We start from the raw sequence: 22,009 nt of genomic DNA on the forward strand, positions 1-22,009 counted from the left end.
AATAATTAGGCTAACTTATGCAAGTAAACATAAAAAAAGCCCGATAACAGATCGGGCCAGGCAGTGTCGTGCTGCTGTGGGTATTACTGCGGAATACGCAGCACCTGCCCCGGATAAATTTTGTCCGGGCTGGACAGCATTGGCTTGTTCGCTTCGAAAATCTTGTTATACAGATTTGCGTTGCCATACACTTCTTTCGAGACCGCACTCAGGGTGTCGCCCTTCTTCACGGTATAGAAACGGCTTTCCGCGGCGGCTTGTTCAACCGCTACTTTGTCTTCCACGCCGCTGATACCTGCCACGTTACCGATGGCCACCAGGATCTTCTCTTTCAACTCCTGACTGACCGCATCCCCGGTTACTACGGCTTTACCGTCAACCACCTGCACATCAACCTTATCGATACCCGGCAAGCCGGTTTTATTGAGATGGTCCTTCAGTTTGGCGCTTTGATCTTCGGCTGTCGCATTGCCGGTCACTGTGTCCCACAGTTTCTCGCCCGCTTCTTTGACGAAGTTAAACAAACCCATATTCACTCCTTTCGATGGTTAGCATGTTGCATTGACTTAAGACTTATTAAGCTTAGCACCGCAAGAGGGATATTCAATTGGTCCAACAGTATTAAGCGGTTAGAGTAATCCGAAAGTGCCAACTTTCATTGCCAATCTGTCCTTTTATGCAGCACCTGACATGAAACAATCGCTGAAGTTACCTACAATAAGAGCATGGAAGGATTAGGAGGAAGGATATAAGAAGCGATGTACGCCTTGGTGATGTTTGTCTGTTATCTGGACGGCGGCTGCGCCGATATCGTGGTTGACGTGCTGCGTGACGAACGCCAGTGCCTGATCAGTATGAAAGAACAAAACCTGCGCCACGCCGGCTGCTTCCCATTTGAAGATTTTATCGATGGCTTTTGGCTACCCGCCAACGAATATGCGCCGATGTAAATCGCCAAAAGACTTTTATACTACTTTCCTCTGAGGAATTTCTGAATTCACCGGAAAGCCGGCATGCCGACGATGCTTTATGCCACTATTTTGCTAAATTGCCTCACCCGAACGATATGGAGATGGCGCGATGCCCGTTTCTACCTTCTCAAACGAACACTACGAAGCCCTGTTACGCGACGTCAGCCTGGTGGTCGGCGGCGCGGTCATTCAACTGATCAATCTCAACAAAAAAGTTTCCGGCAATAATATTCTGGCCCATTTGGTTAACGAGATTGAACATGAAACCAATCAGCAACGCTTTGCTACATTGCGTTCCGCCATCGAAGTGATGGGGCAAGCCCCCAAAGGTTAACAACCCAATAAAAAAGGCAGAGCTTTCGCTCTGCCTGATTACCGTTTTATCCCGACACAGGAAGAAGGTAATGGTGTTGAAACTTAGAAACGATAGGTCAGGTTCACTGCCACGACGTCGTCGGTGCTCAGCTTCAGTTTGTTATCGTCGTTCAACTGGTTGATTTTGTAGTCAACGTAGGTGTACATGTTTTTGTTGAAGTAGTAAGTCGCACCCACTTCCACGTATTTCACCAGATCAACATCGCCAATCCCTTCGATATCCTTGCCTTTAGACTGCACGTAGGCCAGAGAAGGACGCAGACCGTTTTCGAACTGGTACTGGGCCACAACTTCGAAGTTCTGCGTTTTGTTGGCGAAGCCAGATACGCCGTTGCCGCTGATTGGCGTCATGTTGCGCGTATCGGCGTACATGGCAGCCAGGTAAACCTGGTTGGCGTCGTATTTAATCGCTGTGGTCCAGGCCGTTGCGCTGTCGCCTTTACCGTAAACAGATTTTTTCTGATCGCTGGTGCGGTTGGAATCCGAGAATGCCGCCGCTACGCCGATACCGGAGCCGCCGATGTCCTGGTAATCCAGGGACATGCCGTAGCCGTCGCCGTTTTGTTTGGTCACACCGCGGCTGTCGCTGTCGTTTTTGCCCTGGTACTGCAACGCCAGGTTCAGGCCTTCCACCAAGCCGAAGAAGTCGCGGTTACGGTAGGTAGCCAGGCCGTTGGAGCGCGCGGTCATAAAGTTGTCGGTGTAGCTGTAGGAGTCGCCGCCGTATTCCGGCAGCATGTCGGTATAGGCTTCTGCGTCGTACACCACGCCGTAGTTACGGCCGTAGTCGAATGAACCGTAGTTGGCGAACTTCAGGCCAGCAAAGCCCAGACGGGTTTTGGTGCCGGCAGTGCCCTGCGCTTCATCGTGGTTGGCCTGGACGTTGTATTCCCACTGGCCGTAACCGGTCAGTTGGTCATTGATTTGCGTTTCGCCTTTAAAACCGAAGCGGACATAAGTCTTGTCGCCATCTTCGGATTTGTCATCGCTGAAAACATGTTTGGCTGCTACGCGACCGTACAGGTCGAGTTTATTGCCATCTTTATTATAAATTTCTGCCGCGTTGGCAAAGGAGGTCATTGCCCCTAAGGCAATAGCTAAGGCTAATACACTGCGTTTCATCATTTATTTTCCTAGATATTATAATTTTAATTTCTGCCCATCACGCCCAATTTATGGTTTGGGCTGTGATCTTTATCATTTAGTGTTTTATGAGCGCCTCTAATTAAGAAGCCATGTGACATTAGCATCATGAATCCAAACTTAAAATAAAAAAGTTCATAAAACACCGTGGATAAAGCATGTTTATGTGTAACAAAATATTACAACAAAGAAGTCAATCAACTCATTGATTCATATTGATATTTATTACATATCTTATAACCAATTTGGTGCAACGCACCATAAAGGTGCAATTTGGTTTCCTTTTGTATGCTTTCCATTCGATTCATAAATACCATGAATCTTAGCATGGTTACTAATAACGTTACTTATTTCACATTTTTATCTGAGTAAAGTCATTGCGGTGATTTAGTGTGTTTCGCCACGTTTTAAGCAAGTCTTTTACCGCTTCGAATAATTAAATCGATTCAAACCATCAAAAAATGACGGCAAAAATAAATTCAACATAAAATATAAGTTTCGATAGAGAGACTATAAAGAAGGGGAAGTAACAGGAATTAGCAGCAGGATATACCACCGTTATTTAAGGTTGCAGCCGACATCGCTACAACCTTAAATACTGTAAGTATAAAACCGTATTCGAAACTGACAGGTTAATACAGCGTGCTGCGCGGCGCTTCAATCAGCACCATACCGGCGCGCAATCCAAGTGCGACCTGGGGATTAGGGAACAAAATCCATTCTCTGGCATGCTGAACCCGGTACTCCTCCCCCGGTTGTTCACACAGTAACGTCCCCTGCTCCAGCTCGGTAAAATTGGCGGTATCATCACTGAGATGCAGTTTGAACGCTTCGCTACGTTTGATCAGCGATCGCTCAACGCGGAACACCCGCAGAGCCTCTCCCATTCGCTGCGGCAAGGCTTCGCCACTGACTGCCGCCTGCAGTGCACGGTTAATGGCCGCAAATTGCTGTAAATCATTGCTACCAAACGGCCGCGCCTTGCCCAGTTCCAGCGTACAGCTGGCGGCGCCGGCATGCTCACTGGTGAAATTACTGAAGGTACCGCCCGGCGCACTGTGGATCACCAACGCATCCAAATCGGCCGCGTCCAGCAATGCCAGCATCTCGGCACTGTAAGGCCGGGTCTGGAAAGGAAGAATCCCGAAGCGCGGCAGGCGCGAGTCTCGGATAGCCGTATGCAGATCATAATGGAAACGTGTCGCTTGCTCACCGTCGAAAAACGCGGCGACGGCCTGCTCCAGCTGCTGCGCCCGCACGGTTTCGTCGCTGTGGCTGAAATCGCGATAGCGGCCGCCAAACATCCGGTTCATGTCGCTGTGCAGGTACCGTTTATTGGCGCGCATTGACGGTGGGTTGCCCAATATCACCAGCAGCCGAACCGCCAAAGTTCGCTCGCCGCCAAGCAGATCCTTGACCAGTTGATTGAGCAGCTCAATCGGCGCCGTTTCATTGCCGTGGATCCCCGCCGACAGCACCACCGCCTGCCGGTATCCCCGGCGCGGTGTGATTTCCAGCAGGCCTTCCCCCAGCCAACGCCAGTGTAAATCCGCATTTTCGCCCCGTTGCTCTTCGGGCGTTTGCCCTTCCAGCGTCAGAGCCAACAAATCAAACATGATGACATCGCCTATTGTTGGAAAGGATAAACCGATCCCAGCCCGAGGATGGTCGTCAGGGTATCCAGCGCATCGCGCCCTTCACGCAGCAATTGCGGGTCAGCCAAATCGTTCTGCGTCAGACGATCTCGATAATAGCGGTCAACCCAGTCATTGAGCGTAACGAACAGCGTATCGTTCATCATCACGCGCGGATTGACTGCCCGCAATTCCTGCTCGTTCAGCGCCACACGTAATCGCAGGCAGGCAGGCCCACCGCCATTGCGCATACTTTCACGCAGATCGAACACCTTGATTTCATCAATTGGTCCGCCACTGGCCACCATCTCGCTCAGATAGCCCCACACGCCGCGATGCTGACGCGACTCTTCCGGCACCACAATCATCATCTTGCCGTTAGGCTTGGTCAGAATTTGGCTGTTGAACAGATAGGTCGCGACCGCATCCGCCACGGAAACCCGCTCCGTCGGCACCTCAATCGCCACCAGTTCACTGTCCAGCGACGCCATTTTGCGACGCACTTCATCCAGCGCCTGCTGCTGCTGATAAAACGCCTGCTGATGGTGGAACAATACATTCTGGTTACTGACGGCGATAACGTCGTTGTGGAATACGCCCTGATCGATCACCGCCGGATTCTGTTGCACAAACACCGTATGTTGCTCATCCAACTGGTGCAGACGGGCAATCGCCTCCCCGGCCTCGCGCGTCTGGCGTGCCGGATAGCGAGTTGGGGCGATTTCTCCGCCAAACTCCTGTCGGCCGTAGACGAACATCTGCACGCTACGCTTGCCATAATCGCCGCCCAGTCGGTTGTGGTTGGCCGCGCCTTCGTCACCAAACAGCGCCACCTGCGGCAAAGCCTCATGGTGGGCGAAATGGCGTGGATCGTTGAAAATCGCCCGCAGCACGCCAGTGGTGGTCTCGGCCTCAATCGCGCGATGGAATTTGTTGTTCAGATTGGCCGCGGTGAAATGCACTTTGCCATCCGCGCTGTCCGCCGAAGGTGAAACCGTGGCCGCATTGGCGGTCCACATGCAAGAAGCCGAGCTGAGCGCAGACAGCAGGCGCGGAGACTGCTTCATCGCCTGCGCCAAGACCGTTTCGTCGCTGCCGCTGAAACCCAACTTGCGCAGCATCGGCAGGTGCGGCCGTTCCTGCGGCGGCAATACCCCCTGCTGAAAGCCGAGATCCGCCAGCGCCTTCATCTTCAGCAGACCCTGTTTGGCCGCCAGTTTCGGATTCGACACGCTGTTTTGATGCTGGGTCGAGGCCTCATTGCCAAATGACAACCCGGCATAGTGATGCGTCAGGCCCACCAGACCATCGAAATTGACTTCATATCCTGACATGCTTTTCTCCTGGGCCCAGCAAGCTCGGCCCTACTCAAAACATACCCTATGAATTTCAAGTTGCAGCCAGGCGAGCAGTTTGCTCATCCCCAGTTATTGTAGGGGCGCTACATGCTGTGCCCGCGTTAAACGGGGCGAACTTATTCGCCCCGCTGCGGCTTGAAAGGCGACGGGTAAAATTTAATTAAACGACAGCCCCGGCGACAAACTGGCCGGCAGCGTCAGGCTTTCGCTTTCCAATGACGCCATTGGCCAGGCGCAATAATCTGCCGCGTAATAGGCGCTCGGACGGTGGTTGCCGGACGCCCCGACACCGCCGAAAGGTGCCGCACTGGAAGCCCCGGTTAAAGGTTTGTTCCAGTTGACGATACCGGCACGCGCTTCCAGCAGCAGATGATCAAACTGCTCACGCTGCGGCGAGACCAGCCCAACCGACAGGCCATAACGCGTTTGGTTGGCGATACGCAGCGCCTCATCAAAGTCGTTATAGCGAATGATGGTGGTCAGCGGGCCGAAGTACTCTTCGTCCGGTACGTCACGCACCCCGGTCACGTCAATGATGCCTGGGCTGAGCAGCGCGCTGCCGCTTTCCAGACGCTGCATGGTCAGCAGAGCGTTGCCGCCCAGTGCCAACAGGTGATGTTGCGCCGCCAGCATTTTTTCCGCCGCCGCCGAAGAGATCACGCCGCCCATAAACGGCTGCGGTTCAGCGTCCCAACGCCCGACACGCAGCGCACTCGCCACCTGCACCAAACGCTCGATAAAAGCGTCGCCCTCACTGCCGCGTTTCACCAGAATGCGGCGCGAGCAGGTACAGCGCTGGCCGGCGGAAATAAACGCCGACTGAATCGCCAGGTTAACCGTCGCATCGCGGTCCTCGATCTGATCGATAATCAGCGCGTTGTTGCCGCCCATTTCCAGCGCCAGGATTTTTTCTGGCTGCCCAGCCAACTGGCGATGCAGGTGGTAACCGGTACCCGCGCTGCCAGTGAACAGCAGGCCGTCGATATCCGCACTGGCGGCCAGCGCCTCACCGGTTTCACGCCCGCCCTGCACCAGATTGAGGACCCCATCGGGCAGCCCGGCCTGTTGCCACAGCTTCAGGGTTTCTTCGGCAGTTTGCGGCGTCAGTTCACTCGGCTTGAACACCACGGTGTTGCCCGCCAGCAGCGCCGGCACGATGTGGCCATTCGGCAAATGTCCGGGGAAGTTATAAGGGCCGAACACCGCCAGTACGCCGTGCGGGCGGTGGCGCAGCACCGAAGCGCCGTCCGCCATCGCAATCTGGCTTACGCCGGTACGCGCCTGATAGGCCTGCAATGAAATCGCCACTTTGCCGATCATCGCCTGCACTTCGGTCAGGGTTTCCCAACGCGGTTTACTGGTTTCACGGCTGATCACCGCCGCCAAAGAAGACTTGTGCTCTTCCAACAAAGCGGCAAAACGCTTCACCAACTGTTCGCGTTGTTCGAACGGAGTACGTGCCCAGGCCGGAAAAGCGGCGCGGGCAGCTTCACAGGCGGCAGCAACATCGCTGCCGTCGGCGGCGTTAGCCTGCCACAGCGGTTGGTTATCAACCGGATCGGTTTTGCTGAACGCAGCGCCATGGCCTTGCTGCCAGGCACCATTAATAAAGAGTGCAGGATGTGACATTACGCTTTCTCCTGTGCAATAAGGGGGATGACCCGCACCGGGCTGCCTTGTTCAACGCCCAGCGCCTCGGCGGTAGCGGCATTGAGATGCAGACGGTCGTCATACAGATCGGCATTGACCAGCAGTGCGCGGTAATTCTCATAATGATCGTTGGCCACCAAAAGAGCCGGCGCATCGGCGCGCATCGGGGTCTCATCCAGTACCACTTTCACCAGACGGCTTTGTTTGACCGCGCGGATCTGATCGATTTCCGCTTCCAGCGTTGGGCCACCGTCAAAAATATCGACGTAACCCTGATAACGCAGCCCTTCGGACTCCAGTACCCGACGTGCAGGTACGGTCTGCGGGTGCACTTCGCCTATTACTTTTTGCGCGTCTTCGGCCAGGAAATCGACATACAGCGGGTGTTTCGGCATCAGTTCGGCGATAAACGCTTTCTGGCCGGTGCCGCTCAGGTAGTCCGCCTTGGCGAACTCGATGGAAAAGAAATGGTTCCCGACGCTCTCCCAGAACGGCGAACGGCCCTCTTCATCAGAGAAACCGCGCATTTCGGCAATCAGCCGGGCGGAGAAACGCTCACGGAAAGCGGCGATAAACAGGAAACGCACCTTCGACAACAGCTTGCCGTTTTCGCCGTGACGATAGTCCGGATCGAGGAACAGCGTACACAGTTCGGAATGGCCGGTGTGATCGTTACTGAGGAACAGCGTCGGCACCGATTTATACACATTCAACTGTTTGGATGCATGCACCTGCGTGCCGACGCGGAAGCTGTACCAGGGTTCAGTCAGCCCGACGGCCACTTCAATCGCGCAAACCCCTACCGCCTGCTGGCGCTCGCTGTCTTCCAGCACAAACAGATAACACTGGTCACCACGCGGAAGTTCGCCTTGCCAGGTTTTTAACGCCCGCTCAATGCGTGCCGACAAGGTATCTTCATCTTGTGGCAGGGAAGTGAGACCGATGCCGGACTTACCGGCTAGCGTCAGTAAGTCAGCCAAATCGCGACGCTCTATAGGGCGAATAATCATCATAATGCGAACCTCGTCTGAATCAGGCTGCGCCGGTAAGGGCGCAGCCTGTGTGTTAGCTGCAAATCCGCGCCACGGCTCGCGCGAATCGCGCCAGCCCCTCTTTCACATCCTGCTCAGGAATAACCAGTGAAGGGGTGAAACGCACCACGTCCGGACCGGCGATCAGGGCAATCACGCCCTCTTCGTTGGCCAACTGCGTGATCTGCTTCGCCTTGCCGGCGTAGTCCTTGGTCAGCTGGCAGCCAATCAACAGGCCGCCGCCGCGGATTTCAGAGAAAATCGGATACTGCTGGTTAATCTTGTTCAGGCCGTCAAGGAACAACTGGTGGCGTTGCTTAACCCCTTCCAGCACTTCCGGCGTGTTGATGACTGAGAACACCGCGCCCGCCACCGCCGTCGCCAGCGGGTTACCGCCGTAGGTGGTGCCGTGGGTGCCGACGCTCAGGGTTTTGGCCAGTTCGTCAGTAGTCAGCATGGCGCCGATCGGGAAGCCGCAGCCCAGCGCTTTCGCGGTGGTCAGCACGTCAGGAACCACGCCGTACTGCATGTAGGCGTACAGGTCGCCGGTACGGCCCATGCCGGTTTGCACTTCGTCGAAAATCAGCAGCGCATCGTGGCGATCGCACAGCTCACGCAGGCCTTGCAGGAAAGCAGCATCGGCCGGCAACACGCCACCTTCGCCCTGAATAGGCTCGACGATCACCGCGCAGGTGTTGTCGTTAATCACCTCGGCAGCGGCCGCCAGATCGTTAAATGGCGTGTGGGTGATGCCGCCCGGCAATGGCGCGAAGTCCTTGGAATACTTAGGCTGGCCACCGGCAGACACGGTAAACAGCGTGCGGCCGTGGAAGGCGTTGTTGAATGCCACAATCTGGTTCTTGCTGTGGTTGCCGTTATCCAGTGCGCGTTTACGCGCCAGTTTCAGCGCCGCTTCGTTGGCTTCCGCCCCGGAGTTACAGAAAAACACCTTCTCGGCAAAGGTGGCGTCAATCAGCAGTTTGGCCAACCGCAGCACCGGCTCGTTGGTATAGCCGTTGCCCAGGTGCCAAAGTTTGCCCGCCTGCTCCACCAGCGCTGCGGTCACGACCGGGTGCGCATGGCCCAGCGCGTTAACCGCAATGCCGCCAGCAAAATCGATGTAAGACTTACCCTGCTGATCCCATACCTGCGAGCCTTCTCCCCGTACCAGAATAAAATCAGCGGGGGCATAAACCGGGACCATCCAGTCGTCGAAAGACTGGCGGGTAACTGCGATTGGCTGTTCCATAATGACCTCATAACTTCAGCAAAGACTGAATTTTGACTGTAAGGGCCGCTCCAGCCTGGATGGTCCACAACAAAACATAAAAAACCGCGCCGTTCGATCCGTTTTTTAGCCGGTGATAACTCTGCCTTTCACCGCCCATTCAGAAACAAATCTGTTACAACATTCGCGTTTTTCGCTATTTATGCCGGGTATCAGGTCCTGTAACGGGGAATAAATGTTAACGAGCAGTTAAAATACATGCCGTTTGATAAAGAGTGTAGAGCAGCTATCGTGCCAAAACGGGATTTTTGGCGAAAAACGCGGTTTTTTTCGGTAAAACAACGGCTTATAATGCATACTTATTCAATAAATATGCATTGCTAATGAATAATTGGAAAAATAAGGCGAAAAATCATCATTGGCTGCGAAATCCTATTCAATGACAAAAAACTTCGATATTTCTGATCGCGCTCGCAAAAATAATTTGGCCTGATTTGCTCCCCATCACACTTTTGCCCCATTCAGGTGCAGAAAATGCACCGGATGCGGGCAAACCCGCGTCATTACAGGCTCTGCGTGCCCCTGTGTGGGCCAAAATCGGGCGTGAAGCTGGGCAACTGCCGCGTCAGATCTCATATTTGTTAACTTGCCGAACAAAATGTTGACAGTCCGCTGACGCGATAATAGGTTAATTTCAATGGAACACGTGTTCCATGATGAAAAAACACACACCATATCGACTGCACAGGATCGGGGTTATCATGGCTCAAGTCTGCTTGCGTAATAATAAAAGAATCACCGGGGTCGCACTGGCCGTGCTGCTGGGCCTGCCCCTTTCCGCCAGTGCCAACACCAGCATTACCTTCGCCAACTATTTGCCCAATGATTACATCAACAAAGTGATTAAGGACTTTGAGGCGGCGCATCCGGACATTCAGGTGCAGTCGATCAAATGCGGCTTCGCCGACTGTCATCAAAAGCTGACCACCGCGTTGGCCGTTGGCCAGGGCGCCGCCGATATCTTCAGCGTCAGCACCATCAAACTCGGCAGCTTCGCCAACTCCGGCGGCCTGAATAACCTGAGCGCCCCGCCGTTCAGCATTGATAGCCAGGGCTGGCAGTTCGATCCTTCGATGATCAGCCTGGCGAAGGGTAATGACGGCAATATCTATGGCGTGCCTTACGACACCGGGCCGGTGATCATGATCTACCGTAATGACATGGTGCAGAAGGCCGGCGTCAAAATAGAAGACATCACCCAAAGCTGGGACAGCTTTATCGCCTTCGGTGAGAAGCTGAAAAAAGAGCAAGGCGCCTATCTGCTGCCGGCGGCCACCAGCCTGATCAATCCGCTGGTGGTAGGCATGAACAGTGAGCCGGGTAAGCCGGTATACACCAAAGACGGCAAGCCCAACCTGGATTCACCGCAAATCAAACAGCTGATGACGGTAATCAAAACGCTGTATGACAAAGGGCTGGCAGCCTCCCTGGACGGCTCCACCAACTCGCAGGAATACATCAAACTGTACCGGCAGGGAAAACTGTTCGCCGATATCGATGGCCCGTGGGACGAAGGCCGCATCGAGCAGGAACTGGATCCGGACGGTGCGAAAGCCGGTCTGTGGCGGGTGACGGGCGTGCCGGGCAATATCAAGGTCAACGCAGGCGGCACCACGCTGGTGATCCCCAAGCAAAGCAAGAATGCCCAGGCGGCCTGGCAGTTCATTCAATACTTTATGCAGCGTGACGTGGTGATCGACGCCGCGAAAACCGCCGGCACCCTGCCTGCGCGCCTCGACGTATATAACGCGCCTTACTTCGATACGCCCAGCAGCATTCTCGGCGGTCAACACTCGATGCGCTATTACGCCAGCCTGGTGCCTGACCTGAAGCCCGTAGCTTCCTCACCGGAAGACAATATCGCCAACGAAATTCTCAACGAAGCGGCGAAGAAGATCCTGGTGCAGCATCAGGACATCGACAGCACTCTGCGCGATGCCAATAAGCTACTGGAGCGGCGGATGCGCGCCCTGTAATCATCAGACTGCGGCGGCTTACCGGCCGCCTTTTTTCGTTTTCCGACGGTTCGGGGAGTCTATGCGTAAGCGATTTTTCAAAGGGCTGCTGCACGATCACCGCACCGCCTACCTGCTGCTGCTGCCTTTCATGCTGCTGTTTGCGGTGTTCAACGCCTTCCCGATCTTCTTCTCGGCGTTTCTCTCATTCCAATCCTGGAACCCGGTAAAAGGCCTGAGTTCGATGAAGTTTGTCGGACTGGATAACTTTTACTATGCCTTCACCGATGACGCCTTCTGGGTGTCGCTGGTCAACACCATTAAAATCACGTTGGTGTCCGGCCTGTGCCAACATCTGTTCGCCATCACCCTGGCTTATTCGCTGCTGCACATCATCGTGCGCGGCAGGCGTTTTTTGAAGGCGGCGATCTTCCTGCCCTACATCACCTCTTCCGTCGCCGTCAGCCTGATCGTGTTCAACCTGTTCTCGCCGGTCGGCATGGTCAACGAGCTGTTAAGCGGATTGGCCGCCAAGCTGCACCTGAGCGCGCTGGCCGCCGCGTTGCCGATCAACTTCTTTGACAGCGACTGGATCCGCTTCACCATCGCCAATCAGGTGACCTGGAAGTTCACCGGTATCAATACGGTGATTTACATGACCGGTCTGGCCTCTATTTCGCCGGACCTGTACGAGGCGATCGAGCTGGACGGTGCTGGCCGCTGGCAAAAATTCCGCTATATCGCACTGCCGCTGCTGGCGCCCTTTATCTTCTTCGCCACGCTGATGACGCTGATCGGCAACATGCAGCTGTTCAATGAACCCATGATCCTGACGCAGGGCACCGGCGGCGTCGACAACAGCGGCCTGACGGTATCGATGTACGTGTACAAGACCGGCTGGTCCTATCTGGATATGGGCACCGCTTCGGCCATCTCCTGGATCCTGTTCCTGCTGATTGCGCTGGTGAGTGCGCTGGTGTTTTGGGGTTTCGGCAACCGTGGAGGACTCAAAAATGATCGCTGAGGGCCGCCGTTTCGACACCGGCAAGCTGGTGATTTACCTGTTGGTATCGCTGTTCGCCTCGCTGTCGCTGTTCCCGTTCTATTGGTCGGCGTTGCTGGCGACGCAGGACACCCGCAGCATCATGGGCATGTCGCTGCGCTTCGGCAGCCACCTGCTGGAAAACTACCGGGGGCTGGAGCAACAGGTGCCTTTCACCCGCTCGCTGCTCAACACCCTGTATGTCACCGCCATGGCCACCCTGACCAGCGTGTTGGTTTCCGCCGCGGCGGGCTACGCCTTCAGCGTCTATCAGTTCAAGGGCAAAAAGGTGTTATTCACCACCCTCATGTTGACCATGATGGTGCCCAGCGTGGTCAACCTGGTGCCCTACTTCTTCGTGATTAAAAGCGTTGGCCTGCTCGACCAGTTTGCCGCCGTCTGGCTGCCCGCCGGGGTGAATATCTTCGGGATTTTCCTGGTGCGGCAATACGTCAGTTCCTCACTGCCCAGCGAAATACTCGACAGTGCACGCATGGACGGTCTGAATGAACTGCAGATATTTTTGCGTATCGGCCTGCCGCTGATGCGCCCGGCACTGCTGACGGTAGCGATCGTGGTGGTGGTCGATACCTGGAACAACTTTATGTTGCCGCTGGTGGCATTGCAGTCGCCGGACAAGCAAATTCTCCAACTGGTGCTGCGCAGCCTGAGCGGCGCTACCGCCACGCCGTGGAACCTGGTGATGACCGGCAGTTTCCTGGCGATCGTCCCACTGCTGATCGCCTTTATCTTCTCGTCCAAACAAATGATGGAAAGCCTCACCCGTGGGGCGGTCAAAGGGTAACCTTATGCAATTCATTGATATTTACATTGAAAACGACACTGCGGCGCGCCAGCAAATCACCCTGTTTACCGCTGCGGAAGGTTCACTGCCGGTAACGCTGCAAAATACCGGCCTGCAACAGGCCGCCGTCGGCGTGCTTTATCCGCTGGGTGACGGCCGTTTTGCGCTCAATATCGGCCCTTCCCTGACTCCAGCAGCCCTACAGGATGCCGGTGCCGGTATCGCCGCCGGGCAAAAACACTTCGGGTTACAGCACCTGCGTCTGACACTGGATGAAGGCACATCGGCCAGTACAGAAACCTGGCGCTGGCTGCTGTTCGGCCTGCGTCTGGGCGCTTATCGCTATCAGCATCATGCCAGCCCTACGCTGACCGACCCGACCCAGCCGTTAGCCAGTCATGATGCGACAACGCAGGCGCTGTGCGACTGGGCCAATCTGCATGCCGAGGGCGTGATCATCGGACGTGAGCTGATGAATAAGCCGGCCAATATTCTCTATCCGCAAAGCTTCGTGGCGGCCGTCGCGCAATTGCCCTTTACTCATGTGCGCCAGGAGGTGCTGGATGAAGAGCAGATGGCACAGCTTGGCTTCGGTGGCCTGCTGGGCGTTGGTCAAGGCAGCGCCCGCGCATCGCAATTACTGATCCTCGATCACCATCCCGCCAACGCACGCCATACTCTGGCGCTGGTCGGTAAAGGTGTCACCTTCGACAGCGGTGGCATCAGCATCAAAGGTGCGGCACGCATGAGCACCATGAAGTTCGACATGGGCGGTGCGGCTGCGGTGGTGGGCGCCATGCGTATCATCGACGCGCTGCAACTGCCGATCCGCGTGATTGGCCTGTGCGGCCTGGTAGAAAACATGCCCTCCTCCCGCGCACAGCGCCCCGGCGACGTGGTAACCATGCACAACGGCAAGTCGGTGGAAATCATTTCAACCGACGCCGAAGGCCGCATGGTGCTGGCGGACGTCATCAGCTATGCCCAGCAGCGCTTCCAGCCCGACTTTTTACTCGACATCGCCACCCTGACCGGCGGCGCAGGCGTGGCGCTGGGCAAGGAGTATGCGGCCATGATGGGTAACGACGACGACTTTCTGGCGCAGGTCACCCAGGCGGGCAAGGCCAGCGCCGAGCCGGTGTGGCCAATGCCGCACGGCGGCTGGTATCGCGGGGTATTGAAGTCTGAATTTGCCGATTACCGTCACGGCGGTGAAGATCCGCACGGCAGCCCGTGCGTGGCGGCGACCTTTATCGGCGAGTTCGTGCAGCCGGGCCAGCGCTGGGCGCACCTGGATATTGCCGCCATGTCTACCGATATGCCGCACCGCAAGCTGTACGCCAACGGCGCGTCCTCATTCGGCGTGCTGCTGCTGGCGCGATTGAGTGCCCTGCTTGCCCAGACGGAGTGCGAATGATGGCTTACGTAGAACTGGTTGATATCAACAAACGCTATGACAACGGTTACCAGGCCGCCAGCGACGTGAATCTGCAGGTAGAGAAAGGTGAGTTTGTGGTGCTGCTCGGCCCGTCCGGCTGCGGCAAGTCCACCACACTGCGGATGATAGCCGGGCTGGAAACCCTCTCCTCCGGCGAACTGTTGATCGACGGCGAACGCATGAACGAGGTGCTGCCCAAATACCGTGATATCGCCATGGTTTTCCAGAGCTATGCGCTGTACCCGCATATGACCGTCTATGAAAACATGGCGCTGTCTTTGAAAATCAAAGGAATGGCCAAAGCGGAGATTGCCACGCAGATTGCCGCCGTGGCCGAAATGCTGCACCTGACGGAATTCCTGAAGGTCAAACCCGGCCAGCTTTCCGGTGGTCAGCGTCAGCGCGTGGCGTTGGGCCGGGCGATTGTTCGGCGGCCCAAGGTGTTTCTGTTTGACGAACCGCTCTCCAACCTCGACGCCAAACTGCGCAACCGCATGCGTCAGGAGTTGTCTGCACTGCATAAGGCGATCGGCGCGACCATCATTTACGTCACCCACGATCAGGTGGAAGCCATGACCATGGCGGACAAAGTGGTCATCATGAATCAGGGGAAAGTGCAGCAGATCGGTACGCCGCTGGATCTTTATCATCGCCCGGTTAATCGCTTTGTCGCCGAGTTTATCGGTTCGCCGCAGATGAACCTGTTTGACGTGCAGGTTCTGGTGCAGGGCGAGCAGATCCTATTGCAGGGCGACTCTGGTTTGCTGCTGCCCTTGAGCACCGCCGAATTCCCGGCGCTGGCAGCAAGAGGGGGCGACTGGCTGACGCTGGGCTGTCGTCCGGAAGCGTGCAGCATCAGCGCGCCACGGGCAGAACCCCACTTGAGTGGAACGCTGGTGTACAGTGAAAACCTGGGCGCTGAGAGCAACCTGTTCGTACAGGGTGACAACGGTGCGCAGTACATCGTCAAACAGCACGCCCAGCTGCAGTATGCCCAGGGCCAGCCGCTGGCCATTACGCTGGATATCACCGCCCTGCACTTTTTTGATCCGCATAGCGGTCAACGGGTAGCTCAAAGCGGGGAAACAGTGTTGCCGGCCGACATTCTGTGAGACCATATCGCCGCTGCGTGCCCCTGCCGCAGCGCCCCGTTTTCCGTTGAGTAGCTGCCGTATGCCGATGAAAAAAGTCACCTCTCACGATGTCGCCCGCGTGGCCGGCGTTTCACGCACCGTGGTGTCTCGCGCCTTTTCCAATCAGGGCCGGGTCTCGCAAAAAAACCGCGATCTGGTGATGCGCGTCGCCAGTCAGTTAGGCTATGCGCCAGACGCCATCGCCCAGAGCCTGCACAGCGGCAAAACCGGCTTTGTCGCTGTGGTAGTGAACCACTTTCACGATTTGTCTGACCTGGAGTTTTTCGATCGTCTGGTTGAACAACTGCAGAAGAGCAACCGGCAGGCGGTGATGATCCGCCTGGAAGGCATTGACGATCCGGCCAACTACCTGAAGCAAACCATCTCTTACCATGTCGATTCTGCCGTGGTGTTCGCCGACAACATCAGCGCTCGCGCAGCGAAGGACCTGTTTCGCATCGCTACGCCCATTATGCTCAACGGTTTGGCGGGCGACGCCCTGTGCGACGCTCTCAACGCCGATGAGTCACCCAGCCTGCAACAGCTGGCGGCACTGATGGCGCAAAAGGGTCAACGCCGCGTGGCGCTGCTCGGTGGCCGCAGCAGCGCCCACGGCGAACAGCTGCGCCAGCAAACCTTTCTGGCTCATGCCGCACAGCAGCAGTTAGAGATTGTCGCGCAGCTGAGCGGCGACTACAGCTACCTGAGCGGCTTTAACCTCGCACCGCAGCTGCTGGACGCGCTTCCGGCTCCGCAGGCCATTTTCTGCACCGCTGATTCCATGGCGATGGGGGTGATGGACTATATTCGTTTGCACACTTCGCTGCAGATCCCTCAGGACGTCGCGGTTTACGGCTTCGACGATATCCCGATGGCAGCCTGGCCGAGTTACCAACTCACGTCGGTACGCCGAGATATGGACGCAATGATCGCCGCCATCGTTCGGCTGGTCGAACTGCGCAGCGGCAGCCCCCAGGCTGCGCCGCAGCAGGTAACCATTCCCACCGAATTGGTGGTTCGCGCGTCCTGCTAAACCGATAAGGGCAAGCCTGTTGGGCCCGATTTAACGCATTGATGATGCTATTGGGCGCAGCATGCCGCGCCCCTTCCATAAGCCACAGAGCCGCTGGTCAACGGGTGGTTATAATCTCCGCATCGCGCAATTGCGGCGCTGCCATACCGCTCTGCCACAGCCAATACTGAATTGGGCCCGGGCAGTTAAGGCTGACGACCTTATGGTTTCCGTCCTTATCGATGGCGTGAATAGTCACCCCTTCGGTGTAGCCGTCCTTCAGGTAATTGAGATCCTCGATGGCCTCGTACACCGCCTGTTCCAGCGTCATGCCCATCTTCATATACAGCACCACTGCGCGGCTGGTGCCGCAGCGAATGGTCATTTCCCCGGTGTGGGTACAGGCACAGGCGCCATAGCGGCTGTCGGCATAGGAGCCGCTGCCGATGATCGGGCTGTCCCCCAGCCGCCCCGGGTATTTCCACGCCCAGCCTGACGTTGACGTCGCCGCGCTGAGCGTGCGCCCACCATCCATGGCTAAAAATACCGTGGTGTCGCGCACCCGTTCTGGATCGGTGGCATTATTCGACAACCCTGCCAGTGGGATATTCGGCCAGTTGCGAAGCTGTTCGGCGTCCATCGCCTGCTCCAGTTTTTCCCACCAGACACGCTTGGAGTCGGCAATCAGGTTGTCACCCGCCAACGCGCCGATCTCAGCGGCGAAACGTGCCGCTCCGGCGCCCACCAGGATTTCATGGTTAAGATCTTCCATTACCCGATAAGCGACTTCCACCGGATGCAGATAGCCTTGCAACGCTCCCACCGCACCGGTGCGCAAGCTGTCGCCGTCCATCACCGAAGCGTCCAGCTCCATCTCACCCAGCACGTTGGGCCAGCCACCGAAACCCACCGTACGTACGCTCGGATCCAGCTCCACCAACTTGATACCCTCAACGATGGCACGCAGGCCATTCTGCCCCTGTCGTAACCGTTCGGCAGACAGACCGATACCCGGATGTCCTTCAGAGTTTGCAATCACAATCATAGGGTTATGTTTCCCGCACGGCGTTCAGCGCTAAAAGAAAGGCACCGGTGATGACCGGTCATTCGCATCAATGGAACACGTGTTCCATGGTGATTAAAAAATATCGCTGCCCACCTGAAAAGTCAAACCGAAGCGGTGAAAAGCGTGGCGTGACGCGCCTTTTCCGACAGGGCACACACCACTAAGCCCACAGGCACATTGTTCTACTACACTGTGATCTCACCAGAAGATTTCATCCCCCTGTGCCAGAGGAATCATGATGTCCAAGAAAACTGTTGATCTCACCCAGCCTGCAGCACAGCACGATATCCGTACCTTTCTTGATGCGCTGAACTCCAGTGACGCCAAACCCCTGGAGCAGTTGAAGCCGAAAGAAGCGCGTAAGGTGATGGAGGGCCTGCAAAGCGGTACCGAAGTCCCTCTGCGTGAAGTCGAAATCAGCGAAAAAACCATTCACGTCGATGGCCAGGATATCCTGTTGCACATCGTGCGGCCGGCCAAAGTAAAGGAGAAGCTGCCGGTATTCATGTTCTTCCACGGCGGCGGCTGGGTGTTGGGGGACTTCCCGACCCACGAACGGCTGGTGCGCGATCTGGTCCACAGCTCCGGCGCGGCGGCGGTGTTCGTTAACTACACCCGATCGCCGGAAGCTCCTTACCCTGTCGCCATCAATCAGGCCTACGCGGCGACCGAATGGGTGGCCGAGTACGGCGAGAAAATCAACGTTGACGGTTCACGTCTGGCGGTCGTCGGCAACAGCGCCGGCGGCAATATTGCGGCGGTGGTCAGCCTGATGGCGAAAGATAAAGGCACGCCTGCCCTGCGCAGCCAGATCCTGCTATGGCCAGTGACCCACGCCAATTTCGATACCGAGTCTTACCACCAGTTCGGCGAAGGCTATTTCCTCACCCGCAATATGATGAAATGGTTCTGGGACCACTACACCACCGATAAAGCCCAGCGCAAAGAGATCTACGCCTCGCCGCTTAACGCCACGCTGGAACAGTTGAAAGGCCTGCCACCGGCGCTGGTGCAAACCGCCGAGCTGGACGTGCTGCGCGACGAAGGCGAAGCCTACGCCCGCCTGCTCAACGCCGCCGGAGTCGAAGTCACCTCCACCCGTTATAACGGGCTGATCCACGACTATGGCTTGCTCAACGCGATCGCAGAAGTCCCGGCGGTGCACTCGGCCATCCATCAGGCCGGGCGCGCGCTAAAACATTATCTGGCCTAAGCTCAGCCGACATAATGGCAGGCCACCCGATGTCCTGCCGCTACCTGCCGCAATGCCGGGGCCTGTTCCCGGCATTGCGCAGTGGCCTGCGGACAGCGAGTGTGAAAGCGACAGCCCTGCGGCGGTTGGGCAGGGTCAGGTAATTCTCCCCGGGCCATCGCCTGCGGCTGACGGTGCGGATCCAAACTGGGTACCGCGGCCAACAGTGCCTGAGTGTAAGGGTGCAGCGGCCGACGAAACAGCGCATCGCGATCGGCGCTTTCGACAATCTGCCCGAGGTACATTACCGCTACGTCCTGACACAGATGCTCCACCACCCCAAGATCGTGCGAAATAAACAGGAAAGTCACCCCCTGCTGTTCCTGAAGATCGGAAAACAGGTTGATGATCTGCGCCTGAATAGAGACGTCCAGCGCCGAAATCGGTTCGTCGGCGACGATAAACTCCGGCTGCAGGATCAGCGCGCGGGCTACGCCGATGCGCTGGCGCTGGCCGCCGGAAAACTCGTGCGGGAAGCGCCCGTAATGCTGTGCCGACAACCCGCAGATTTCCAGCGTGTCTATCACCCGGTCTCGCAGCTCGCTCTTTTGCGCCAAACCGTGCTGCAGCAGCGCTTCGCCAATCGCATCGCCTACCCGCATTCTCGGATTCAGAGAGCTGTACGGGTCTTGAAACACCAGTTGCATCTTCGGGCGCATCGCGCGCCGCTCGCGGGCGCTGAGCGCATCTAACGCCTGTCCTTTGAACAGTACCTCACCGGCGGTCTTTTCATGCAGCCCCAGCAGGGTTCGGCCTACGGTGGTTTTACCGCTGCCGGACTCCCCCACCAGGCCAAAAATCGTTCCCCGGCGAATGCTGAAGCTGACATCATCCACCGCCCGCAGTTGCCCGGTAGTCTGACCGAATAGCCCTTCACGCAGCGGGAAATATTTCTTCAGCCCTTTTACCTCCACCAAGGGTTCAGCCAACATGAATACGCCCCCCGGCATTCAGGAAACAGGCGGATTGCCGCCGCCGATCGCCATACAATGGCGGGATACCGTCACGGCAGCGGGCGCTCGCTTTGTCACAGCGTTCGGCAAAGGCGCAGTAGTCCGGCAAACTGGCCAGATCGGGCACCTGACCGGGGATCGAATACAACCGCCGCCGCCGTTGCCCCGCCACCGGCCGCGAGGCCATCAATCCCTGAGTGTAAGGGTGCTGCGGGTTGGCCAGCACTTCATGCGTGGCCCCCTGCTCGACAATACGCCCGGCGTACATCACCACCAGCCGATCCGCCATCTGGGCAATCACCCCGAGATCGTGAGTAATCAGCATCATCGCCATATTGTGCTTACGCGCCTGCTCGCGCAGCAGCGCCAGAATTTGCGCCTGCACGGTGACATCCAACGCGGTAGTGGGTTCGTCGGCAATCAGCAACGCCGGCCGGCAACTGATGGCCATGGCGATCATGATGCGCTGCAGCATGCCACCGGAAAGCTGGTGCGGATAGCTGGTCATCAGCTGTTCGGCGCGTGCCAGTCCGACCTCGGTAATCAGCGCCGTGGCCTCCCGCCAGGCCGCTTTTGGCGCAGTCCCCCGATGGCGGATTAACGGCTCAACCAACTGCTCACCGATGGTCAGCACCGGGTTCAGCGCGCTCATCGGCTCCTGAAAGATCATCGCCAAACGGTTACCGCGTAAATCGGCCATCTGTTGCGGCCGCAGTTTCAGCAAGTCCTGGCCGTCGAAATGGATTTCACCACCGTCGATTTGCGCCAGCGGTTGCGGCAACAGCCCCATCAGCGCCATCGCGGTCACGCTTTTACCGCAGCCGGACTCACCGACGACCCCCAGCGTTTGCCCGGCGTAAAGGTCAAAACTCACCTGTTGCACCGCCCGCACCCGCCCTTGTTCGCCCTGGAAGGCTACCGACAGTTGATTAAAGGCCACCAGCGGTTGGCTCATCGTCTTACCCCGTTCATTTTTGGATCAAGCGCGTCTCGCAGGCCGTCGCCGAGAATATTAATCGCCACCACGGTGATGAAAATCGCCAACCCCGGCGGCATCCACAGCCAGGGGCGGCGTTGAAAATCGATCAGGCTGTTGGCGGCGTCCATCATGTTGCCCCACGACGGCATTGGCGGCACTACGCCCAACCCCAGATAGCTCAGGGCCGATTCACTGAGAATGGCATTAGCGACGCCCATGGTGGCCACCACCACCAGGATCGGAATGGTATTGGGCAGCAGGTGGCCGAAGATACGCCGCCGGGTGGATAACCCCAGCACCTCAGTGGCCAGCATGAAGTCACGCTCGCGCAACGACAAAATTTGCCCGCGCACCAGCCGCGCCAGCGACGGCCAACCCAGCAGGCTGAGCATGATCATCACCATGTAAATACGGTAGTCCGGCGAAACGTCCAGCTCCGACAGCATCGCTCCCATGATGATCAGCAGCGGCAGGCTGGGAATGGTCATCAACAGATCGGCAAAGCGCATAATCAGCTTATCCACCACGCCGCCAAGATAGCCGGACAGCGCCCCCAGCAGGTAGCCGAGCGTGACCGACAACAGCATCGACACCAGGCCAATGGTCAGTGAAATACGCCCCGCCAGCAGCAGGCGGGTATAAATATCGCGACCGAGAAAATCGGTGCCCAGCCAGTGTTGCGCGCCGGGTGCCTGATTGATATTCAACGCATCGCCGGCATCGTCCTGCCAGGGCGACAGCATCGGGCCGAACAGGCACAGCACCGCCATCAACACCAACAGCAGCAGTGAAATCATCGCCAGGCGGTGACGCCGCAGCCGCTGCCAGGCCTGGGCGGTCGGCGGTGGCGATAGCTGCGCCAGCGCCGGGAGTTGCGCTTGCCGCCAACGGCGACGACGCCCGAAAAACAAGGATGCCAACATA

The 22,009-nt window shown here is 57.1% G+C and carries 20 protein-coding genes; 9 read left to right on the forward strand and 11 right to left on the reverse strand.

The annotated features are described in order from the left end of the window. Window positions 1-83 precede the first annotated feature (83 nt). Entirely contained in the window at window positions 84-530 is a 447-nt protein-coding gene (lysM, locus tag EBA31_RS15405) for a peptidoglycan-binding protein LysM (protein ID WP_020827318.1), read from the reverse strand. Window positions 531-758: 228 nt separating this feature from the next. On the opposite strand from lysM, the gene EBA31_RS15410 reads away from it, so the two are divergent. Then, window positions 759-950, forward strand: coding sequence for a YebW family protein (locus EBA31_RS15410; protein ID WP_012145560.1), 192 nt, complete (start codon window positions 759-761; stop codon window positions 948-950). Window positions 951-1,080: 130 nt separating this feature from the next. Further along, window positions 1,081-1,305 carry a biofilm development regulator YmgB/AriR family protein gene (locus EBA31_RS15415; protein ID WP_020827319.1) on the forward strand — a complete coding sequence of 75 codons (225 nt, stop codon included), beginning with the start codon at window positions 1,081-1,083 and terminating at the stop codon, window positions 1,303-1,305. A gap of 83 nt (window positions 1,306-1,388) precedes the next feature. Here EBA31_RS15415 and ompC read toward each other — a convergent pair whose 3' ends face one another. The 6 genes from ompC to EBA31_RS15445 form a co-directional block, all read right to left on the reverse strand. Beyond that, a complete protein-coding gene (gene ompC, locus EBA31_RS15420) occupies window positions 1,389-2,471 on the reverse strand; it encodes a porin OmpC (protein WP_046373317.1) in 1,083 nt (360 codons plus the stop codon). A gap of 650 nt (window positions 2,472-3,121) precedes the next feature. Next, complete coding sequence (astE, locus tag EBA31_RS15425) at window positions 3,122-4,105, reverse strand: succinylglutamate desuccinylase (RefSeq protein ID WP_115058634.1); 984 nt, start codon at window positions 4,103-4,105, stop codon at window positions 3,122-3,124. 11 nt (window positions 4,106-4,116) lie between these two features. Next, the gene (gene astB / locus EBA31_RS15430) at window positions 4,117-5,457 is read right to left on the reverse strand and encodes an N-succinylarginine dihydrolase (protein WP_020827404.1); all 1,341 of its coding nucleotides are present in this window, start codon (window positions 5,455-5,457) and stop codon (window positions 4,117-4,119) included. A 180-nt stretch (window positions 5,458-5,637) separates the two neighbouring features. Beyond that, a complete protein-coding gene (astD, locus tag EBA31_RS15435; RefSeq protein ID WP_122079642.1) occupies window positions 5,638-7,110 on the reverse strand; it encodes a succinylglutamate-semialdehyde dehydrogenase in 1,473 nt (490 codons plus the stop codon). Beyond that, on the reverse strand, window positions 7,110-8,144 hold the full coding sequence (astA, locus tag EBA31_RS15440; protein ID WP_020827406.1) for an arginine N-succinyltransferase: 1,035 nt from the start codon (window positions 8,142-8,144) through the stop codon (window positions 7,110-7,112). The genes astD and astA overlap by 1 nt, the downstream gene beginning before the upstream one ends. A 52-nt stretch (window positions 8,145-8,196) precedes the next feature. Continuing rightward, complete coding sequence (locus EBA31_RS15445; RefSeq protein ID WP_122079643.1) at window positions 8,197-9,411, reverse strand: aspartate aminotransferase family protein; 1,215 nt, start codon at window positions 9,409-9,411, stop codon at window positions 8,197-8,199. Between the two features lie 740 nt (window positions 9,412-10,151). On the opposite strand from EBA31_RS15445, the gene EBA31_RS15450 reads away from it, so the two are divergent. The 6 genes from EBA31_RS15450 to EBA31_RS15475 all read left to right on the forward strand — a co-directional run bounded on the left by EBA31_RS15450 (window position 10,152) and on the right by EBA31_RS15475 (window position 16,856). Beyond that, complete coding sequence (locus EBA31_RS15450; RefSeq protein WP_020827408.1) at window positions 10,152-11,426, forward strand: ABC transporter substrate-binding protein; 1,275 nt, start codon at window positions 10,152-10,154, stop codon at window positions 11,424-11,426. A gap of 61 nt (window positions 11,427-11,487) precedes the next feature. Further along, entirely contained in the window at window positions 11,488-12,429 is a 942-nt protein-coding gene (locus EBA31_RS15455; protein ID WP_046373311.1) for a carbohydrate ABC transporter permease, read from the forward strand. Beyond that, window positions 12,419-13,252, forward strand: coding sequence for a carbohydrate ABC transporter permease (locus EBA31_RS15460; RefSeq protein WP_020827410.1), 834 nt, complete (start codon window positions 12,419-12,421; stop codon window positions 13,250-13,252). Before EBA31_RS15455 ends, EBA31_RS15460 begins: the two co-directional genes overlap by 11 nt. Window positions 13,253-13,256: 4 nt before the next feature. After that, window positions 13,257-14,669, forward strand: coding sequence for a M17 family metallopeptidase (locus EBA31_RS15465; protein WP_122079645.1), 1,413 nt, complete (start codon window positions 13,257-13,259; stop codon window positions 14,667-14,669). Then, the gene (locus EBA31_RS15470; RefSeq protein ID WP_122080641.1) at window positions 14,669-15,802 is read left to right on the forward strand and encodes an ABC transporter ATP-binding protein; all 1,134 of its coding nucleotides are present in this window, start codon (window positions 14,669-14,671) and stop codon (window positions 15,800-15,802) included. The genes EBA31_RS15465 and EBA31_RS15470 overlap by 1 nt, the downstream gene beginning before the upstream one ends. A gap of 61 nt (window positions 15,803-15,863) precedes the next feature. Then, window positions 15,864-16,856, forward strand: coding sequence for a LacI family DNA-binding transcriptional regulator (locus tag EBA31_RS15475; RefSeq protein ID WP_122079646.1), 993 nt, complete (start codon window positions 15,864-15,866; stop codon window positions 16,854-16,856). A 97-nt stretch (window positions 16,857-16,953) separates the two neighbouring features. On the opposite strand, the gene EBA31_RS15480 is transcribed toward EBA31_RS15475, so the two are convergent. Then, window positions 16,954-17,880 (reverse strand): N(4)-(beta-N-acetylglucosaminyl)-L-asparaginase, encoded by a 927-nt coding sequence (locus EBA31_RS15480; protein WP_122079647.1) that lies wholly within the window; start codon window positions 17,878-17,880, stop codon window positions 16,954-16,956. A 259-nt stretch (window positions 17,881-18,139) separates the two neighbouring features. On the opposite strand from EBA31_RS15480, the gene EBA31_RS15485 reads away from it, so the two are divergent. Then, window positions 18,140-19,114 (forward strand): alpha/beta hydrolase, encoded by a 975-nt coding sequence (locus EBA31_RS15485; protein ID WP_048760173.1) that lies wholly within the window; start codon window positions 18,140-18,142, stop codon window positions 19,112-19,114. A 2-nt stretch (window positions 19,115-19,116) separates the two neighbouring features. Here the strand turns inward: EBA31_RS15485 and EBA31_RS15490 are convergent, their stop codons facing one another. From EBA31_RS15490 to opp4C, 3 genes are read right to left on the reverse strand one after another with little or no spacing between them, the layout of a single operon-like run. After that, complete coding sequence (locus EBA31_RS15490; RefSeq protein WP_122079648.1) at window positions 19,117-20,085, reverse strand: ABC transporter ATP-binding protein; 969 nt, start codon at window positions 20,083-20,085, stop codon at window positions 19,117-19,119. Continuing rightward, window positions 20,075-21,061, reverse strand: coding sequence for an ABC transporter ATP-binding protein (locus EBA31_RS15495; protein ID WP_020827417.1), 987 nt, complete (start codon window positions 21,059-21,061; stop codon window positions 20,075-20,077). Before EBA31_RS15495 ends, EBA31_RS15490 begins: the two co-directional genes overlap by 11 nt. Further along, window positions 21,058-22,008 (reverse strand): oligopeptide ABC transporter permease, encoded by a 951-nt coding sequence (opp4C, locus tag EBA31_RS15500; protein ID WP_122079649.1) that lies wholly within the window; start codon window positions 22,006-22,008, stop codon window positions 21,058-21,060. The genes EBA31_RS15495 and opp4C overlap by 4 nt, the downstream gene beginning before the upstream one ends. Window position 22,009 lies beyond the last annotated feature (1 nt).

It is taken from the genome of Serratia sp. P2ACOL2 (assembly GCF_003691565.1).
In the GTDB taxonomy this organism is placed as follows: domain Bacteria; phylum Pseudomonadota; class Gammaproteobacteria; order Enterobacterales; family Enterobacteriaceae; genus Serratia; species Serratia liquefaciens.

Excerpts from the sequence above, each read along its gene's own strand:
- lysM (WP_020827318.1), bottom strand. The coding sequence starts at position 530 with ATGGGTTTGTTTAACTTCGTCAAAGAAGCGGGCGAGAAACTGTGGGAC.
- EBA31_RS15410 (WP_012145560.1), top strand. The coding sequence starts at position 759 with ATGTACGCCTTGGTGATGTTTGTCTGTTATCTGGACGGCGGCTGCGCC.
- EBA31_RS15415 (WP_020827319.1), top strand. The coding sequence starts at position 1,081 with ATGCCCGTTTCTACCTTCTCAAACGAACACTACGAAGCCCTGTTACGC.
- ompC (WP_046373317.1), bottom strand. The coding sequence starts at position 2,471 with ATGATGAAACGCAGTGTATTAGCCTTAGCTATTGCCTTAGGGGCAATG.
- astE (WP_115058634.1), bottom strand. The coding sequence starts at position 4,105 with ATGTTTGATTTGTTGGCTCTGACGCTGGAAGGGCAAACGCCCGAAGAG.
- astB (WP_020827404.1), bottom strand. The coding sequence starts at position 5,457 with ATGTCAGGATATGAAGTCAATTTCGATGGTCTGGTGGGCCTGACGCAT.
- astD (WP_122079642.1), bottom strand. The coding sequence starts at position 7,110 with ATGTCACATCCTGCACTCTTTATTAATGGTGCCTGGCAGCAAGGCCAT.
- astA (WP_020827406.1), bottom strand. The coding sequence starts at position 8,144 with ATGATGATTATTCGCCCTATAGAGCGTCGCGATTTGGCTGACTTACTG.
- EBA31_RS15445 (WP_122079643.1), bottom strand. The coding sequence starts at position 9,411 with ATGGAACAGCCAATCGCAGTTACCCGCCAGTCTTTCGACGACTGGATG.
- EBA31_RS15450 (WP_020827408.1), top strand. The coding sequence starts at position 10,152 with ATGGCTCAAGTCTGCTTGCGTAATAATAAAAGAATCACCGGGGTCGCA.
- EBA31_RS15455 (WP_046373311.1), top strand. The coding sequence starts at position 11,488 with ATGCGTAAGCGATTTTTCAAAGGGCTGCTGCACGATCACCGCACCGCC.
- EBA31_RS15460 (WP_020827410.1), top strand. The coding sequence starts at position 12,419 with ATGATCGCTGAGGGCCGCCGTTTCGACACCGGCAAGCTGGTGATTTAC.
- EBA31_RS15465 (WP_122079645.1), top strand. The coding sequence starts at position 13,257 with ATGCAATTCATTGATATTTACATTGAAAACGACACTGCGGCGCGCCAG.
- EBA31_RS15470 (WP_122080641.1), top strand. The coding sequence starts at position 14,669 with ATGGCTTACGTAGAACTGGTTGATATCAACAAACGCTATGACAACGGT.
- EBA31_RS15475 (WP_122079646.1), top strand. The coding sequence starts at position 15,864 with ATGCCGATGAAAAAAGTCACCTCTCACGATGTCGCCCGCGTGGCCGGC.
- EBA31_RS15480 (WP_122079647.1), bottom strand. The coding sequence starts at position 17,880 with ATGATTGTGATTGCAAACTCTGAAGGACATCCGGGTATCGGTCTGTCT.
- EBA31_RS15485 (WP_048760173.1), top strand. The coding sequence starts at position 18,140 with ATGTCCAAGAAAACTGTTGATCTCACCCAGCCTGCAGCACAGCACGAT.
- EBA31_RS15490 (WP_122079648.1), bottom strand. The coding sequence starts at position 20,085 with ATGTTGGCTGAACCCTTGGTGGAGGTAAAAGGGCTGAAGAAATATTTC.
- EBA31_RS15495 (WP_020827417.1), bottom strand. The coding sequence starts at position 21,061 with ATGAGCCAACCGCTGGTGGCCTTTAATCAACTGTCGGTAGCCTTCCAG.
- opp4C (WP_122079649.1), bottom strand. The coding sequence starts at position 22,008 with ATGTTGGCATCCTTGTTTTTCGGGCGTCGTCGCCGTTGGCGGCAAGCG.